This window comes from Streptomyces albidochromogenes (genome assembly GCF_005981925.1).
Classification (GTDB): domain Bacteria; phylum Actinomycetota; class Actinomycetes; order Streptomycetales; family Streptomycetaceae; genus Streptomyces; species Streptomyces albidochromogenes.
In genome coordinates this window covers 23,350-41,042 of the sequence record NZ_VBVX01000019.1, presented here as the reverse complement: position 1 = coordinate 41,042, position 17,693 = coordinate 23,350, and the positions used below count along the sequence as shown (strand labels likewise).

12 protein-coding genes and 1 tRNA gene are annotated in these 17,693 nt (G+C 71.4%); 3 read left to right on the top strand and 10 right to left on the bottom strand.

The window, feature by feature from the left end; genetic code table 11:
• Positions 1–31: 31 nt before the first annotated feature.
• Positions 32–1,834 carry a S9 family peptidase gene (locus tag E2E34_RS04755; protein ID WP_138900635.1) on the bottom strand — a complete coding sequence of 601 codons (1,803 nt, stop codon included), beginning with the start codon at positions 1,832–1,834 and terminating at the stop codon, positions 32–34.
• A gap of 91 nt (positions 1,835–1,925) precedes the next feature.
• Entirely contained in the window at positions 1,926–3,788 is a 1,863-nt protein-coding gene (locus E2E34_RS04750; protein ID WP_138900634.1) for a DUF262 domain-containing protein, read from the bottom strand.
• A gap of 267 nt (positions 3,789–4,055) precedes the next feature.
• Here E2E34_RS04750 and E2E34_RS04745 point away from each other — a divergent pair, with 267 nt between their 5' ends.
• Complete coding sequence (locus E2E34_RS04745; protein WP_244315515.1) at positions 4,056–7,214, top strand: AfsR/SARP family transcriptional regulator; 3,159 nt, start codon at positions 4,056–4,058, stop codon at positions 7,212–7,214.
• An 87-nt stretch (positions 7,215–7,301) separates the two neighbouring features.
• Here E2E34_RS04745 and E2E34_RS04740 read toward each other — a convergent pair whose 3' ends face one another.
• The 5 genes from E2E34_RS04740 to E2E34_RS04720 all read right to left on the bottom strand — a co-directional run bounded on the left by E2E34_RS04740 (position 7,302) and on the right by E2E34_RS04720 (position 11,408).
• A complete protein-coding gene (locus E2E34_RS04740; protein ID WP_138900633.1) occupies positions 7,302–8,117 on the bottom strand; it encodes an ABC transporter permease in 816 nt (271 codons plus the stop codon).
• Positions 8,118–8,167: 50 nt separating this feature from the next.
• Complete coding sequence (locus tag E2E34_RS04735) at positions 8,168–9,127, bottom strand: ATP-binding cassette domain-containing protein (RefSeq protein ID WP_138900632.1); 960 nt, start codon at positions 9,125–9,127, stop codon at positions 8,168–8,170.
• 261 nt (positions 9,128–9,388) lie between these two features.
• Complete coding sequence (locus E2E34_RS04730; RefSeq protein ID WP_138900631.1) at positions 9,389–9,673, bottom strand: hypothetical protein; 285 nt, start codon at positions 9,671–9,673, stop codon at positions 9,389–9,391.
• A gap of 200 nt (positions 9,674–9,873) precedes the next feature.
• Positions 9,874–9,947 (bottom strand) — tRNA-Pro (locus tag E2E34_RS04725).
• Between the two features lie 513 nt (positions 9,948–10,460).
• Entirely contained in the window at positions 10,461–11,408 is a 948-nt protein-coding gene (locus tag E2E34_RS04720; RefSeq protein WP_138900630.1) for a metallophosphoesterase, read from the bottom strand.
• 76 nt (positions 11,409–11,484) lie between these two features.
• Here E2E34_RS04720 and E2E34_RS04715 point away from each other — a divergent pair, with 76 nt between their 5' ends.
• A complete protein-coding gene (locus tag E2E34_RS04715) occupies positions 11,485–11,949 on the top strand; it encodes a GatB/YqeY domain-containing protein (protein ID WP_138900629.1) in 465 nt (154 codons plus the stop codon).
• 298 nt (positions 11,950–12,247) lie between these two features.
• Here the strand turns inward: E2E34_RS04715 and E2E34_RS04710 are convergent, their stop codons facing one another.
• Positions 12,248–14,506, bottom strand: a complete 2,259-nt coding sequence (locus tag E2E34_RS04710; protein WP_138900628.1) for a transglycosylase domain-containing protein — start codon at positions 14,504–14,506, stop codon at positions 12,248–12,250.
• A gap of 407 nt (positions 14,507–14,913) precedes the next feature.
• Between E2E34_RS04710 and E2E34_RS04705 the strand changes: the two genes are divergently transcribed.
• The gene (locus E2E34_RS04705; RefSeq protein WP_189715524.1) at positions 14,914–15,255 is read left to right on the top strand and encodes a WhiB family transcriptional regulator; all 342 of its coding nucleotides are present in this window, start codon (positions 14,914–14,916) and stop codon (positions 15,253–15,255) included.
• A 24-nt stretch (positions 15,256–15,279) separates the two neighbouring features.
• On the opposite strand, the gene bagB is transcribed toward E2E34_RS04705, so the two are convergent.
• Positions 15,280–16,590 (bottom strand): ATPase BagB, encoded by a 1,311-nt coding sequence (gene bagB / locus E2E34_RS04700; protein ID WP_138900636.1) that lies wholly within the window; start codon positions 16,588–16,590, stop codon positions 15,280–15,282.
• A 74-nt stretch (positions 16,591–16,664) separates the two neighbouring features.
• A complete protein-coding gene (gene bagA, locus E2E34_RS04695) occupies positions 16,665–17,654 on the bottom strand; it encodes an ATPase BagA (protein ID WP_138900627.1) in 990 nt (329 codons plus the stop codon).
• Between the last annotated feature and the right edge of the window lie 39 nt (positions 17,655–17,693).

Sequence of the window (17,693 nt, the reverse complement as noted above, 5' to 3'; positions counted from 1 at the left end):
CCCCGGCCCCCAGTCCGGGGTCCGCCCACGCCTACCCGAGGTACCGCGCGGCGAAATCGATCTCCAGCCGGACCTGCTTGATCCGCTCCTCCACCACCAGCGAACCGTGCCCCGCGTCGTACCGGTACACCTCGTACGCCGCCCCCCGCGCCTCCAGCCGGTCCACGTAGTTCTCGACCTGGCGGATCGGGCAGCGCGGATCGTTGACGCCCGCCGAGATGTACACCGGCGCCTTGACCGCGTCGACGTACGTCAGCGGCGACGAGGCCGCGAAGCGCTCCGGCACCTCCTGCGGCGTACCGCCGAACAGCGTGCGGTCCAGCGCCTTCAGGGCCTCCATCTCGTCGTGGTACGCCGTCACGTAGTCGGCGACCGGCACCGCCGCCAGCCCCACCGCCCAGGCGTCCGGCTCCGTGCCGAGCCCGAGCAGCGTCAGGTACCCGCCCCACGAACCGCCCGCGAGCACCAGCTTCGCCGGATCCGCGAGCCCGGACGAGACGGCCCACTGCCTCACCGCCGCGATGTCCTCCAGCTCGATCAGCCCGACCCGGTGCTTGAGCGCGTCCGTCCACGCGCGCCCGTACCCGGTCGAACCCCGGTAGTTGACCCGCACGACCGCGTAACCGTGGTCCACCCACGCCGCCGGCCCGGCCGCGAAGGCGTCGCTGTCGTGCCAGGTCGGGCCGCCGTGGATCTCGAAAACCGTCGGGAACGGCCCCTCACCGGCGGCCGGCCTCTGCACGAGCGCGTGGATCCGCCCGCCCGGGCCCTGGACCCACACGTCCTCGACCGGCACCGAGCCCGGCGCCTTCATCCCCGGCGGATCGAGCACCACGCCCCCCGACGTCGACCGCACCACCGGCGGCTCGGCGGCCGAGGACCACAGGAACTCCACCGTCCCGTCCGGCCGGGCCGTGGCCCCGGACACCGTCCCGGCCGGCGTCGGCACCACCGTGAGCCGCCCGGTGGCGACGTCGTACCGCCACAGCTCGCTGCGGGCCTCGAAGCTGTGCGCGACGAGCAGCGCGGAGCCGTCCGGGTACCACTCGGCCGCCACGTCACCCGGCAGCTCGATCCCGAGCTGCGTCTCCTCGCCCGACGCGACGTCCCACACCATCGGCTCCCAGCGGCCGCGCCGCTGGTGCCGGACGAGCAGCCGGGTGTCGCCGTGGACCGGCGCGAAGCCCAGTACCTCCAGCCCCAGCTCGGCCTCCCCGCCACGGGTGTCGTCCAGCTCGGCCACGGACGTGCCGTCCAGCCGCGTCACCCGCAGCGCGGAGTGCAGGGCGTCGCCGTGCTCGGTGTGCTCGATCGCGACCAGCGTCCCGTCGTACGACAGGTCCCCCACCCCGGCCGACTCCCGGTGCCGGTAGATCTCGACGGGCTCGGCGCCCGGCCGTACGACGTGCACCGTGGACCCGTCCTCGTCGGTCGAGCGCCCGACGACCGCCGTCCCGTCCCGGCCGAGCGCGAGCCCGGCCGGGTACGACGCCGCCAGGCCGGGAGCCGCGGGCTGGTCCTCGCCCCCGGCGAACGGCTGCCGCATCCAGACGCCGAACTCGTCCCCGTCCGTGTCGCTGAACCACCAGATCGACTCGCCGTCGGGCGTCAGCACCCCGTCGGTGGTGCCGTTCGGCCGGTCGGTGGCCTGCCGCTGCGCCCCGGTGGCCCGGTCCCACGCGTACAGCTCGTAGGTCCCCGTCGCGTTCGAAACGAACAGCGCCCGCTCCGGCGCCTCCTCGGCCCAGTCGGGCAGCGAGACCCGGGGAGCCCTGAACCGCTTCTCCCAGTCGGGCATGGCCACGTCCTGCACGTCCCCGGTCTTCTCAGTCATCCCCCTATTCTGCTCCGCCCCACTGACAGCGGTCCCGCCCCGGTGTCCCGGCCACCGGGCCGCCCCCGTCGTCCGCCCGCCGCTGCGACCGTCAGCCGAGGAGCGGCCAGGCGTGGAGAGCGGCACGAGCGAGCCACGAACCGCGCAGGGCGACCCGGTCCTCGTCCCAGGCGGCGGCCCACGTCTCGCCGCCCCCGTGCGCGCCGAGCCCCTCCGGTGCGGAGAGAACGGACGAAGTGGTGAGACGCATCAGGCTGTGAGAGCGGAGCTCCTCCTTCTTTCGCCCCCACGCCTGGTTGCTCAGTGACGGGTTGAGTTTCGTGGTGACGAGCGTGAGGTTGCCCAGCTGGTGCACGGCGTCCTGACGCCGCTTCAGCCGCTTCTCGTAGTCACCGTCACCATCACCGTCGGTCAGCGGCCAGTGCGTCTCCCACTTCTGCGGGAGGATGTGCTCGATGTTCAGGCTCGCGTCCGTACTCGACAGGACGGGGCCCGTCTCGGTCTTGGGCGTCCGCATGTGGTTCTCCAGCCCCACGAGCAACGCCTTGAGGCGGGCACGGTAGGAGCGGCGGTAGAGGTCCGGCGCGAGCAGCGCGTTCAGGAACATGTTGTCGTCGGGCCACAGGCGGGCTTCGGCGGTCTGTCCCCGCAGGCTCCGTACGACGGCGTCACCGGCCCCGGACGGGTCGCTCTGCCGTACATCGGCGAGGACCTGCACGAACAGCCGGTTGTAGTCCTTGGACGTCAGCAGGCAGACGGCCCGCCGCATGAGGAACGAGTCGATCGCCCGGGCCGCGATCGCACGCTGCTCCTCCGGCACGGCGTCCGTCGCGTGCAGGTACAGCAGAACCGGCCACGGGGTCGCCGTCATGGTCTGCATGCGGTCGAGGAGCCGCCCCGTCGGACTGGTCATGGGCAGTTCCCGCAGCCGCAGATAGGTGTCGGCGTAGTGCCTGATGTCCAGGATGACGTCGGCCGCCTGCGCGCCGCTGTTCCGCAGCCACGTCTTGAAGTCGGCGAAGAGGTGCTCCACCAGCACGTCCTCGCGCTTGTGGACCGTCAGCCAGTACGCCAGGAGCAGGTCGACCAGGGCACGTTTGATACGTCCGGTCGTGACCTGGCCGCGCCACGGCTCGGCGTCCAGCGGCAACCACCCCCGCATGAGCAGTTGTTCGGCGCGGTGGTGCTCGCCCTGGGCGTCCACCGTCTGGAAGAGCAGGTTCTTCACCAGGTCGGCCGCGTCGAGCCGCACACCGCGATGATTGAGCGCTTCGAAGATGACCTGCGGGTCGTCGCCGGCGTCGAGAACGATCTCGACGAGCTGCATCCGCTCCTGAAGGGTGTAGTAGAGGTCGTCCAGCCGCTGAACGGGCTTCTCCGCCCCCCTCGCCCAGTCGCCGATCTCCTGCTCGAACCACGAGCGGGCCCTGACGAGCCGGTGCTGCGCGTCGGGCGCGGCCCGCTGGTCCTCGTCCCGGCGTACGGCCCACAGGAAGGCGTCCCGGTCCTGCGGAAGGGGCCACACCTTGTAGCGGTCGTCCGGGAAGGCCTCGTGGACGGTCTCGGCCCGGTTCTCCAGCAGGCTCGTGAAGCGGCCGGCCACACTGTGCGCTCCCAGCCCCTGAGACACGGCGCGAGCCGCTGCGAAGAGGACCTGCAAGGTCGTCATGCGCTGCTGGCCGTCGATGATGTGCGACGATGCGAGCCGCCGCGGCGGCCGGTGTCGCTCCTGCACGACCACGGCGCCCAGAAAGTACGTACGCGCCTTCGCCGGTCCGCCCCCGCCACCCTCCCCGGCCTCGGCCTCCACCTCCTCGGCCGCGGTGCGGACATCGCCCCACAGGGGCTCCCAGTTGCGCTCCTGATCCCAGACGTAGGGCCGCTGGAAGATCGGAATCACGCTCTGGTGGTCGTTGGCGAAGACCTTTCCGAGCTTGACGTCACCAGCTTGCATCGCACCTCCGGTCGTACGGACGACAAGATCTCGGCAGCGTATCGACGCCTTGCACGACTGGGTGGCGTATCCGCGAACCCCGGCGGCCTCCACTCGGTCCGGGAGCCACGGCCGAGTACGCGTCGCTCTCGCTCCTCGCTCGCGCACATCGAGCTCCGGCCGGCGCCGCAAGCCCTTTACCGGGGGCGCCGGTTGGGTGATGCTGACCCGGCGTTGGAGAAATGATCAACGCCTGGGGGGCCGACCGGTCCGGAGGGGGAGACCGCCGTGGTGCGCGTGAAGTTGCTTGGGCCGATACAGGTGTACGCCGACGAGGGGACGCCGGTGGAGGTGGGCGGCGTCCGGCTGCGGATGCTCCTCGCCAGGCTCGCCCTCGACGAGGGCCGGGCGGTGTCCGCCGACTCGCTCGTCGACGGCCTGTGGGGGGAGGAGCCGCCCGCCGACGCGGCCAACGCGCTGCAGGCGCTGGTGTCCCGGCTGCGCAGGGCGCTGCGCGGGCACGCGACGGTGGAGTCCGCGTCCGGCGGCTACCGCCTCTCGGTGCGGGCCGAGGACGTGGACGTACACCGCTTCGAGGACCTGACCGCTCGCGGGCGGCGGGAACTCGCGGCCGGGCGGGCCGACGAGGCGGCCTCGCTGCTCACCACGGCGCTCGGGCTGTGGCAGGGCCCGGCGCTCGTCGATGTCCTGGACGCCCCGTTCGCCGCCCCCGTGGCCACCCGGCTCGACGATGTGCGGACCGCGGCCACCGAGGACCGCTGCGATGCCGAGCTGCGGCTCGGACGGTACGGAGAGGTACTGGCCGACCTCGAAGCGGCCGGGGCGGAGCGGCCGTTGAGTGAGCGGGTCGCCGGGCTGCGGATGCGGGCGCTGGCCGCGGCCGGGCGGCAGTCCGACGCCCTCGCGGTGTACGAGGCGGTGCGGGAGCGGCTCGGCGACGAACTCGGCGTCGATCCGTCGGCCGACCTGCGGGAGATCCACCTGGCCCTGCTGCGAGGTGAGCTGGAGACGCCCGTCGAGCGGGCCGAGGCCGCACCGAGCCGCCTCCCGGCCAGGCTGACCAGTTTCATCGGCCGCGACGAGGAACTGAGCCGGCTCGCCGACCAGTTGGTCCGCCACCGGCTCGTCACCATCGTCGGCCCCGGTGGCGCGGGCAAGACCCGGCTCTCCCTGGAAGCGGCCACCCGGGACCGCGCCCACGCGCGCGGCCGTGTCTGGTTCGTGCCGCTCGCCGGCGTGAGCGCACCGGACCAGCTGGCCGACGCGGTGCTCGGCGCCCTAAGCTCCACCGACGGCCGCCTCTACGACGCCGGCCCGGGGCAGCGGGCCACCCCGGTCGAGCGCATGGCCACACTGTTCGGCAGCGGCGACGCGCTGCTCCTGCTCGACAACTGCGAGCACCTCGTCGAGGCGGCGGCGGAACTCGCCGCGGAACTCCTCGACCAGCTGCCGGAGTTGCGGATCCTCGCCACCAGCCGCGAGGCCCTCGCCATCACCGGCGAGTCCCTGTGCCACCTCGGCCCCCTCGACGTGCCGACGGGGTCACCGGAGCCCGCCGAGGCCGCGCAGTCGCCCGCCGTCCGCCTCTTCGTCGACCGGGCCGTCGGAGTCCGGCCGGACTTCACGCTCGACGACACCACCCTGGACGCCGTCGTCGAGGTCTGCCGGCGGCTCGACGGGGTGCCGCTCGCCCTCGAACTGGCCGCGGCGAAGCTCCGCTCGATGAGCGTCGAGCAGATCGCGCGGCGCCTCGACGACCGCTTCCGCCTCCTCGCCTCGGGCAGCCGCACCGCCCTGCCCCGCCAGCGCACCCTGCTCGCGCTCGTCGAGTGGAGCTGGGACCTGCTCGACGAACCCGAGCGGACCCTCGCCCGCAGGCTCTCGGTGTTCCCGGGCGGTGCGACCGTCGCCGCGCTCGAAGCGGTCTGCGCGGACCCGTCGCTCCCGGCCGACGACATCCCGTACGTCCTGGACGCCCTGGTCGAGAAATCGCTGGTGCACACCGTCGACGAGGGGGCGGGCGAGCCGCGCTACCGGATGCTGGAGACGGTACGGGCGTACGCCGCGCGGCGGCTCGCCGACGCCGAACCCACCGATGCCGTGACCCAGCGCTTCGCCGCCTACTTCCTGGCCCTCGCCGAAGAGTACGAACCGCGCCTGCGCACCGGCGAGCAACTGCGCGCGATCGCGGTCTTCGACGCCGAACACGACAACCTCGTCCTCGCGCTGCGCTCGGTCGTCGACGCCCGGGACGGGGAGCTGTCCGCACGCTTCGCCAGAGCCATGTTCTGGTACTGGGGGATCAGGGGGATGAGCACCCACCTCGACACGTACCTGGCGGAGGCCGTCGGACCGGACACCCCGCGGGCACCGGGCACGCCGGGGGCAGGGGGCGGGGAACGTCCGGCCGCCGAGAGCGAGTCGGCGACGGCGCGCGAGTTCCACCCGGCCGTACTGCTCCTGCGGATGTCCCGGGTCTCCTTCACCGCCGACGGGTCGGGGCCGGGCGCGACCGCCGGCCAGGACCCCCTCGAATCCCCCGACCCCTGGGTGCGGGCCAGCGCCCACCTGGCACGGGACTTCGCCCTCACCGAACAGGGCGACCTGGTCACCGGCGCCGAGTCCCGGATCGAGGCACTGCGCGGCTTCGAAGAGGTGGGCGACCGCTGGGGGCTCGTGATGAGCCTGTTCCCGATCGGCCGCGACCACTCCCTGCGCGGCGAGTACCCCCAGGCCATCGCCACCTTCGAACGGACCGTGGCACTCAGCTCCGAGCTCGGCACCGAGGACTACCTCTACCTCAGCAAGGCCCGGCTCGCCCGCGAGCGCCGGCGCAGCGGCGACCTGGAGGGCGCCTTCCGCGATCTGCACGCCGCACACCGGCAGGCCCGCGAGCACGGACAGCTGCGCCTGGAGGCCAACATCCTGGTGGGCCTGGCCAATGTGCACCGCAGAGCCGGCGACCTGGCGCGGTCCGACGCGACCCTCGACCGTCTGGAGGCACTGAGCGCCCGCCGCCCCGCCCTGCGGGAGCTGGCCCGCGACCTGATCGTCAGCACCCGCATCGAGAACCGTCTCGCCGAGGGGGACGCCGTACGGGCCAGGGCCCTGCTCCCCGAGGCGGCCGGCTCCCTGTTCGGCCAGGGAGCGGGCGCCGCGCTCGCCTGGGTGGCCGAACTGCTCGGTGGCATACGCACGTTGGAGGGCGCTCCCGAAGAGGGCGCCAGGTCGCTCGGCATGAGCCAGGTGATGCGCGGCGCCTTCGACTGGGGCGAGCCGGAGTGGCGCGAGCTGGTCGACCGGATCGTGGCGACGCTGGGCGAGGAGGGCTTCAAGAAGGCGTACGACGAGGGGGCGGCGTACTCCCGCGAGGACGCGCTGCGGTGGCTGGAGGCGGAGACCCTGCGGGCGGTGGCGCGGATCTGACACGACGGCACGCGCGCCCACGCGGACAGCCGGGCGGGGTCCGCACTGTGCGTGCGGACCCCGCCCGGCGGGCCTGTCACCGGAGGATCAGCCGGCGTTCTTGCGGTAGGCGCGCATGGCCAGCGGGAAGAAGACCACGACCACGCCGGCCATCCAGGCGAAGGTGCCGAACAGGGAGTCGGCGACCGGGCCGCCGTTGAGCAGTCCGCGGACCGCGTCGGCGACCAGGGAGACGGGGTTGACGTCGGACCAGGCCTGGAGCCAGCCGGCCATGTCGTCCCGGGGGACGAAGACGTTGCTGGCGAAGGTGAGCGGCAGGATCAGGATGGTCATCAGGCCCTGCACGGAGGCGGGGTTCTTGATGAGCATGCCGAGGTACACCGAGATCCAGGAGAAGCTGAGGGCGAAGCCGACGAGCAGGGCGAGCGCGGCGAGCGAGGCGACCGGGCCGGTCTGGACGCGGTAGCCCATGACCAGGGCGAGGACGACCAGGGTGCCCAGGCAGACGACGTAGCGGATGATGTCGGCGAGTACGGCGCCGATCAGAGGGCTGGAGCGGGCGATCGGCATGCTGCGGAACCGGTCGAAGATGCCGGTGCTGGCGTCGGCGCAGAGCGAGGCTCCGATGCCGACGCTGGCCTGGAAGACGGCCATGACCATGACGCCGGGGGTGACGAGCTGCAGGTAGCGGTCGGTGTCGCCGCCGGACATGGCCTCCCCGAAGAGGTAGACGAACATCAGCAGGCTGATGATCGGGGTGAGGATCACGTCGACCAGCTGGATGGGCGACTTCATGAACTTGGTGACGCCGCGGCCGGCGAGGGCGAGGCTGTGCTGTGCGGTCTGCGCGAGGCCGATACGGCCGGGGAGCTCGGCGTGGGCGCTGAGGGGCTGGGTGCTCATGTCGGGGTCCTCTCGGGGGGAGTCTTCGCGTAAGTGGGGGAGCGGCGGGCTCAGACGGCGACGGGCTGGTCGCCGGTGACGGCGGGCGCGTGGCCGGTCAGGGCGAGGAAGACCTCGTCCAGGCTGGGCAGGCGAAGGCCGAGTTCGTCGGCTGTGATGCCGGCGCCGTCCAGGCGGCGGGCGACCGCGGCGACGATGAGCGGTTCGTCGGCCGGCACGGTGAGTACGCCGGAGTCCTGCGCGGGGGCGTGACCGGTCAGCTCGGCGAGCATCCCGGCCACCAGCGGCACGTCGGCGGCCACGGTGGGCCGGACCTGGAGGATCTGGCCGCCGACGCGGCGCTTGAGCTCACCGGGCCGGCCTTCGGCGACCTTGCGGCCCTTGTCGAAGACGGTGATGGAGTCGGCGAGCTGGTCGGCCTCCTCCAGGTACTGCGTGGTGAGCAACACCGTGGAGCCGTCGGCGACCAGTTCCCGTACGACGTCCCAGACTTCCTGCCGGGCGTGCGGGTCGAGGCCGGTGGTGGGCTCGTCCAGGAAGAGGACCCGCGGCCGGCCGACCAGGGAGGCGGCCAGGTCCAGGCGCCGCCGCATGCCGCCGGAGAAGGTGGCGATCGGCTTGCGGGCCGCCTCGGCGAGGGAGAAGCTCTCCAGGAGCGCGGCCGCCCGCGCCTTCGCGTCGCGCCGGGACAGGCCGAGCAGCCGCCCGATGAGCACCAGGTTCTCGGCGCCGGACAGGGTCTCGTCCACGGAGGCGTACTGACCCGTCAGCCCGATCAGCTGCCGGACCTTCACCGGGTCCTTGACGATGTCGTGCCCGCCGATGGTGGCGTGCCCGGCGTCGGGGCGCATCAGCGTGGCCAGGATGCGCACGGTGGTGGTCTTGCCGGCGCCGTTGGGCCCCAGGACGCCGACGACCTTGCCGGCCGGGACCTCCAGGTCGACGCCGTCCAGGGCCGTGAAGTCGCCGTACTTCTTGACCAGTCCCTCGGCCCGGATCGCGTACGCCATGTTCAACATCTCCTCGTCAGGTCCTCGTCGTTCTCGATGACCACGACGATGCCGAGCTCCCCTGACAGCCGGCGGACAGCGGCCTGACAGCGGCCGCCGTTACCTGTCAGGCGATGTCAGCGCACCCGGGAACAGCCGGTGCGGCTGCCGGCCGGAGACACGGGAAGGGCCTGACCCTCCACGAGGATCAGGCCCTTGACCTGGTACGACAGCGCCGGGTGTGGGCTTCGGGCCCCCGCCCGAGCCACGGCTCGAACGCCGCTAGGCGGAAGCCACGACCTCCCCGGCCAGGACGTGGGGAGGGTTGGGCAGCAGGGACGCGAGGTTGTCCCGCACGAAGTCCGCCGCCTTCGCGACCGATTCCTCGGCGCCGGCCCGGTCCTCGAAGACGCTGGTCGACACCATGACGCCGTTCCCGGCATCGAGCCAGTAGTAGGCCACGAAGCCGGGGACCTGGCGCATGAGCGGCACGAACCTCTCGTTCACCAGGCGTCCCGCCTCGGCCGGATCGGTCACCCCTTCGTACCGCCGGACTGCTGCGTACATGGCTGATCTCCTCGCCGGTTCCGGATTCGTCCTCTGCTCCTACCTCCGCGACACCCACCTCGCTCGCGACAGGCCCGGCAATCACCGGAAGGACGGCCGCCGGTGATCCGAATGGCGGCCTACGCCCCGGACACCACACACGGCAACGCCAGAGGGCCCTTACCTACCCGGTAAGGGCCCTCTGACCTGCTACTCAGCTGTCGGGGTGGCGGGATTTGAACCCACGACCTCTTCGTCCCGAACGAAGCGCGCTGCCAAGCTGCGCTACACCCCGATTGTCGCGCGCGTCGCGGCGACATCGATTACTTTAGCGGACTCACGGCCACAGGCGAAATCCGGTTTGAACGGCGCCGCAGGTCGGGGCCGAGGCTCGGGCGGATCCGGTCCATGTCGACGATCACCGGCCATGGCGTAGAAGGCCGCGCCGAGGAAGACGGAGTTGTCGGCCACCCCCACGTCCCCCTGTGCCCCGTCGGTCGAGGAAGGGGTACGGGTAGCGCGCCTCCGCGCCCGGGGAGAGCCGGGCGACAGCGAGGGCCGGCCCCGTTCAGGCGCGGGCCGCCGGGGCCCTGAAGGCGGCGGCGACCAGGACGTTCGACTGGATCGTGGAATAGCTCAGCCCGCGGCGGACGGCCCAGGGGCAGATCGATGACGAGGCCGGTGACCGCCGCCCGCAGACGAACGTACGGAAGGCGGCGGTGTACGGACGGCGGCGCGGCGGGACTGCGCGGCGCGGGGACGCCTGTGGGTACTGGCGCGATCATCGGCCCACGGTGGGTCCGCTGCCTCAGCGGCGCTCGACGAGGGTCAGCAGGGTCGCCTCCGGCGGGCACGCGAAGCGGACCGGGGTGTAGCGGTTGGTGCCGCAGCCCGCCGAGACGTGGAGGTACGCGCGCCGGCCGTCGGCGGTGTGCGCCGACAGGCCCTTCGCCCGGTCCTTGTCGATGTCGCAGTTGGTGACCAGCGCCCCGTAGAAGGGAACGCAGAGCTGCCCGCCGTGCGTGTGGCCCGCCAGGATCAGCGGATAACCGTCGCTGGTGAACGCGTCGAGCGAGCGCAGGTACGGGGCGTGCACCACGCCGATCGACAAGTCGGCCGAGGGCTCGGGGCCGCCCGCGACCTCGGCGTACCGGTCCCGCTTGATGTGCGGGTCGTCGACGCCCGCGAAGGCGATCTCCATGCCGTCGAGCCCGCCCAGCTTGATCCGGCCCCGCGTGTTGGTGAGGTTGACCCAGCCCGCCGCGTCGAAACCGTCGCGCAGCCGCTCCCAGGGGTTGTGCACGGCCCCGACGGCCGGCGGGTTGCCGTTCAGACCGTGCCTGCCCTGCGCCTTTTCCAGGAGGTAGCGGGCGGGGTTGCGCAGCTTGGGGCCGTAGTAGTCGTTCGAGCCGAAGACGTAGACGCCCGGGAACTCCATCAGCGGACCGAGCGCGTCCAGCACCTCGGGCACGGCCTCCGTGTCGGAGAGGTTGTCGCCCGTGTTGACCACGAAGTCGGGCCGCAGCCCGGCGAGCGACCGCAGCCACCGCTGCTTCTTGCGCTGTCCGCCGACCATGTGGATGTCCGAGACCTGGAGTACGCGCAGGGGGCCCGCCCCCGGTGGCAGTACGGGCACGGTCACCCGGCGGAGCCGGAACGACCGGGCCTCGAAGCCGGCGGCGTAGGCGATGCCGGCCGCGCCAACAGCCGTGATTCCCGCGGTGACTTTCAGGGGTACCCCGTAACGTGCGCGCATGCGCCCATCGTCGCAGACAGCGACCGCGCACGAAATCCGTGGGCGTCAGTGGGTGCGTACCTGCCACACTTGCCCCATGACCACGCTCAAGTCCAGGCTTCAGGAAGACCTCACCACCGCCATCAGGGCGCGTGACGAGCTCACCTCGTCCACGCTCCGGCTGACCCTCACCGCGATCACCAAGGAGGAGGTCGGCGGCAAGACGGCGCGCGAGCTCTCCGACGACGAGGTGCAGAAGGTGATCGCCAAGGAGGCGAAGAAGCGCCGCGAGGCGGCCGAGGCCTTCGCCCAGGGCGGCCGGACCGAGTCGGCCGAGCGCGAGAAGGCGGAGGGCGCGATCCTCGACGCGTACCTGCCCCAGCAGCTGAGCGACGACGAGCTGGACGCCGTCGTCGGGCAGGCCGTCGAAGAGGCGAAGGCCGCCGGGGCCGAGGGGCCGCGGGCGATGGGCGCCGTCATGAAGATCGTGAACCCGAAGGTCGCGGGCCGCGCCGAGGGCGGCCGCGTCGCCGCCACGGTGAAGCGGCTCCTGGCGGGCTGAGAGCGGGACCGAGTCCCGTCAGAGGTACGGCCGAGGAGTACGGCTGGGCCCGACCTGACGGGTGCCGCCGGGGTGTGAGGGGTACGGCGGGGCGCGCGAACCCGGCACCTGTCCGGTCGGGCCCCCTCGGATCCCGTCGGGAAGACGGAGCAGGCAGTACGCCGAAGGGGCGCCCGGTGGGAAATCCACCCGGCGCCCCTTCGGCGTACCGGCCCGGCGTGCCAGGCACGTCGTACAGCCGGCCGTCGCAAGACCGACCCGCCCCGACCCGACCTGCCCGCCCGGCCTTCCGCGTCGCCTACGGCCCGTTCCTGCCGCGGCCGCCGCCGTTGCCGTTGCCGCCGCCGATGAGGTCCGGCGGGAGGGAGATGTCCGGCCAGGGATCGCCGCCGTCGCCGCCGTCGCCGGGCTTGCCGTCCTCGTGGTCGCCGCCCCCGTCACCGCCGTCCCCGTCGTCGCCCCGGTCGCGGTCGCCCTTGTCCCTGCCCTTGTCCTTGTTGTGCTCCGGGATGTGGACGGTGTTGAAGCCGGGCGCCGGCTTGCCGTCCAGCGCGCCGCTCATCGCGTCCTTCCAGATCGGACCCGGGACCTGACCGCCGAAGACCTTGTCGTGGTAGACCCCGCCGATGGTGATGTTCTCCATCGGGACCTGCTTGGCGCCCGCCGCGCCGACCCACACCGCGCCCGCCATGTTCGGCGTGTAGCCGACGAACCAGGCGTTGTGCCGCCCGTCCGTCGTACCCGTCTTACCGGCGTTGTCCCGGCTGCTGAGCCCCGCCTGCTGACCCGTACCCGAGTCGACCACGCCCTTGAGCAGCGTGTTGATCGTGTCGGCGGTCCTCTCGGACATCGCCCGCGAGCAGGTCGACTTCGGCACCGGCAGGCTCTTGCCCTGCGCCGTCCTGACCGACTCGATGAAGACCGGGGTGCAGTAGGTGCCGCGGTTGGCGAAGGTCGCGTACGCGTTCGCCATGGTCAGCGGCGACATGCCCTCCGTACCCAGCGAGATCGCGGGCACTTCCTTGAGCTTCTGCCCGTCGGCCTGGATCACGCCGAGCTTGCTCGCCATCTGCGTCACCGGGCAGATGCCGATCTCGGAGATCATCTGGACGAAGTAGGTGTTGACCGACTTCGCCATCGCCTCCTTCATTGCGTACGGCCCGACCTCGGCCTCGTTCTCGTTCTCGACCGTGTCGCCGGTGTTGATCCACGGCTTGTCGCAGGTCTCCACCGGGCTCGGGTACGGCATGTCGTACGGCGCCGAGTAGGTCTTCGTCGCCGGAATGCCCTGCTCTATGGCCGCGGCCGCCACGAACGGCTTGAAGGTCGAGCCGGTCGGGAAGCCGTACGCCGATCCGCCCATGTTCTTGTTGGCGGAGAAGTTGATCGTCGTCTCGTTGCTCTTGAAGCCGTACGGCCGCGACTGGCCCATCGCGACGACCTTGCCCGTGCCCGGCTCGACCAGCGTGACCGCCGTGGCGATCTTGTCGGACTGGTAGACGTGGTCCTTGATCGACGCCTGCACCGACTCCTGTGCCTGCGGGTCCAGCGTCGTACGGATCTTCAGGCCGCCCTGGTTCCAGACCTTCGCCCGGTCCTCCTTCGTCTTCCCGAAGACCGGGTCGGACAGGAAGACCTCGCGCACGTAGTCGCAGAAGAAGCCCGCGCCGGTGACGGCCGTGATGCAGCCGTTCTTCGGCCGGCTGACGTTCAGTTTGATCGGGGTCGCCTTCGCGCGGTCGGCCTCGGCCTGCGAGACGTCGCGGATGTCCGCCATGCGCTGGAGCACGACGTTGCGCCGCTTGGTCGCCTCCTCGGCGTCGTTGACCGGGTCGTAGCGGCTCGGCGACTGCACGATGCCGGCCAGCAGCGCGGCCTCCTCCAGCTTCAGGTCCTTGGCGGACTTGCTGAAGTAGCGCTTGGACGCGGACTCGATGCCGTACGCCTGCTGTCCGAAGAAGGTGATGTTGAGGTAGTTCTCGAGGATCTTCTTCTTGCCCAGCTCCTCCTCGACCTGGATGGCGTACTTGAGTTCGCGCACCTTGCGGCCGAGCGTCTGCTGGGTGGCCTGGGCGACCTTGGTGGGGTCATCGCCGGCCTCCTCCACGAAGACGTTCTTCACGTACTGCTGCGTGAGGGTCGACGCGCCCTGGGACACGCCGCCCGACTGGGCGTTGCGGTTCGCCGCGCGCAGGACGCCCTTGAGGTCGATCGCCCCGTGCTCGTAGAAGCGCGCGTCCTCGATCGCGACGATCGCCTTCTGCATGTACGGGGAGATGTCCTTCAGGTCCACGACGGTGCGGTCACGCGAGTAGACCGTGGCGATCGGTTCGCTGCGCGCGTCGAGGATGGTGGTGCGCTGACTCAGCGGCGGTGTCTTGAGGTTCGCGGGGATCTCGTCGAATCCCTCGACCGTTCCCTTGGCCGCGAGTCCCAGCGCTCCTGCTGCCGGCAGTGCGATGCCCGCCAGCACAGCTCCGGAGAGCGCGGCGACACCGAGGAATTTGGCGGCCTGCTGGGCCTTGGTGAGACCCCCGCCCGAGCGCTTCTTTGGCATGGGGGCAGCCTACGTTCTCATTCGCCGGACACGCGTATATGCCTTGGCCTAAGCTGCTCTCAACTGTCACAGCGGTGGCGTGTCGCATCAAGCCCCCTGACACCGCCGGCGTCACCTCCCCCCGTTCCGAAGATCTGGCAGAGGCATGTCCGAATACGCCTCATGCGTCACCGGGTTTCCGTTGTGACCATGTCGAACTGCCCCGCATCGCCGGGTTGGTCTCGTATGCCCCCGCATCACTCCGTCGGGTGATCTGTCGCTTACGCATAGTCCGTTCGGGCCATTCAAGATTGGGCCCGAAGGGGGTGTTGCGCTGTGTCCACCTTCCGTAACGTCCTCAACTGGCAGCGGTGAATATGCCGCTGCCGCCGTGGGGGAGCCTCGATTCGGGAGAGGACGGCGCCGGTATGGGCTGGGTAACCGACTGGAGTGCGCAGGCAGCCTGCCGCACTACCGATCCGGATGAACTGTTCGTACAAGGAGCAGCGCAGAACAGGGCCAAGGCGGTGTGCACCGGATGTCCGGTGCGGACCGAGTGCCTGGCCGACGCGCTGGACAACCGCGTCGAGTTCGGCGTGTGGGGCGGCATGACGGAGCGGGAGAGGCGCGCGCTGCTGCGCAGGCGCCCCACCGTGACCTCCTGGCGCCGGCTCCTCGAGACCGCCCGTACTGAGTACGAGCGGAGCACGGGCATTCTGCCCGAGGACGACGAGAGCGGGGCGTTCATCGAGTACGCCGCTGTCGGTTAGCCCACGGGCCCGTCCGGGTGTCGGCTAGCCCACGGGCTGGTCCGACCGGTCGTACTCGACAGGCTCGACGGCCTCACGGGCGGCGAGCCGGTCAGCGATGGCCCGGAGCCCTGCGAGGTCGTGCACGTCGCCCGGCAGGGCGGCGACTTCGGTCACCGCCACCTCGGGATGGAGCGCGGTGAAGCGGTCGCGCGTTCGCTGTTCACGCGCGAGTACGTGCATGCGTTCCGCGTGCAGGCGCAGCAGACCCGCGGTCAGCTGCTCGACGGTGCGGGTGCCGCTCTGGCCCTCCGAGCCGCCTTGGCTGTCGGAGGTCTCGTCCGGTGTGGGTTCGGCTGTGGGAGAGGGCGCCGAGGAGTCACGAACTCCAGCATTCCCGGCCCCCTGATCCACAATGCCGCCCTCGTCAAGATTTTCCGCGGCGGCAAGTGCCCGCTCGGCCGAGAGCTGAGGGGCACCGCTGCCGTGGACCCGGTTGAGCACGAGCCCGGCGAACGGCATCTCCTCCGCCGCCAGCCGCTCGACGAAGTACGCGGCCTCGCGCAGGGCGTCCCGCTCCGGTGCGGCGACCACCAGGAACGCCGTACCGGGCGCCTGGAGCAGCCGGTACGTCGCGTCCGCGCGCGTCCTGAAGCCGCCGAACATGGTGTCCATGGCCGCCACGAACGTCTGGACGTCGCGCAGCAGCTGTCCCCCCATCAGCTTGCTGAGGGTGCCCGTCATCATCGACATGCCGACGTTCAGGAACTTCATCCCCGCCCGGCCGCCCACCTTCGCGGGCGCCATCAGCACCCGGATGAACTTGCCGTCCAGGAACGATCCGAGCCGCTTCGGCGCGTCGAGGAAGTCGAGCGCGGAACGGCTCGGCGGGGTGTCGACGACGATCAGGTCCCACTCGTCGCGGGCCCGCAGCTGGCCCAGCTTCTCCATCGCCATGTACTCCTGCGTGCCTGCGAAGCCGGCCGACAGGGACTGGTAGAACGGGTTCTCCAGGATCGCGCGGGCCCGCTCGGCGTCGGCGTGCGCCTCGACGATCTCGTCGAAGGTCCGCTTCATGTCGAGCATCATGGCGGACAGCTCGCCGCCGGCCGTCTCGTCTATGCCCTTCACGCGCCGCGGCGTGTTGTCGAGTTCGTCGATGCCCATGGACTGGGCCAGCCTGCGGGCCGGGTCGATGGTGAGGACGACAACCTTGCGGCCGCGCTCGGCCGCCCGTACACCCAGTGCCGCCGCGGTCGTCGTCTTGCCGACGCCGCCCGCGCCGCAGCACACGATGATGCGGGTGGCCGGGTCGTCCAGGAGCGGGTCGATGTCCAGGGCGGGCGTGGCGGCCATGGCGTCGTCGCCGGTGGTGGCGCCGGTGCTGGTGGCCGTGTTGCTGTCCGTGCCGGTGTCGGTGCCACTCACGGTCATGAAGTTCCCCCAGGGGCGAGACGGGTCCGCAGTTCCTTCGCCAGCCGGTAGAGCCCGGCGAGGTCCATGCCCTCGCCGAGCAGCGGCAGTTCGTACGTCGCCAGGTCCAGCCGGGCGAGTACGGCGCGCTGCTCGCGCTCCAGCTCGACGCGCTGCGCGTGCTCCGCGGCCTGTTCGAGGAGCGGGTCCACGAGGCGCTCGGCCAGACCGCCGCGGCGGGCGCCGCCCAGTCCGGCCTGGGAGAGCGCCTTGGCGACGGCGGTGCGCCGCTCGCCGGCGGCGGTGCGCAGGGCGTCCTCGTCGAGGAGGTGCGGGCGGACCATGTTCACGATGACGTTGCCGACCGGCAGTTCGGCGGCGCGCAGCTCGGCGATGCCGTCGGCGGTCTCCTGGACCGGCATCTCTTCGAGCAGCGTCACCAGGTGGACCGCCGTCTCGGGCGACTTGAGGACTCGCATGACGGCCTGCGCCTGATTGTGTATCGGCCCGAACTTGGCCAGCCCGGCCACCTCGTCGTTCACGTTCAGGAAGCGCGTGATGCGGCCGGTGGGCGGTGCGTCCATCACGACGTAGTCGTACGCGTAACGGTTCTGCTTGTCCCGGCGGCGCACCGCCTCGCACGCCTTGCCGGTCAGCAGCACGTCTCTGAGACCCGGCGCGATGGTGGTCGCGAAGTCGATCGCGCCCAGCTTCTTGAGCGCTCTGCCGGCCCCTCCGAGCTTGTAGAACATCTGGAGGTAGTCGAGAAGGGCGCGTTCGGCGTCTATCGCGAGGGCGTACACCTCCCCGCCGCCCGGTGCGACAGCGATCTTGCGCTCTTCGTACGGAAGCGCTTCCGTCTCGAAGAGCTGCGCGATGCCCTGCCTGCCCTCGACCTCCACGAGAAGGGCGCGCTTGCCCTCCGTCGCGAGGGCGAGCGCGAGTGCCGCGGCCACCGTGGTCTTGCCGGTACCGCCCTTGCCACTGACGACCTGGAGCCTGCTCACGTCCTGAGCCTAACCAGTCGGCGCCCGGGCTACGCAGGA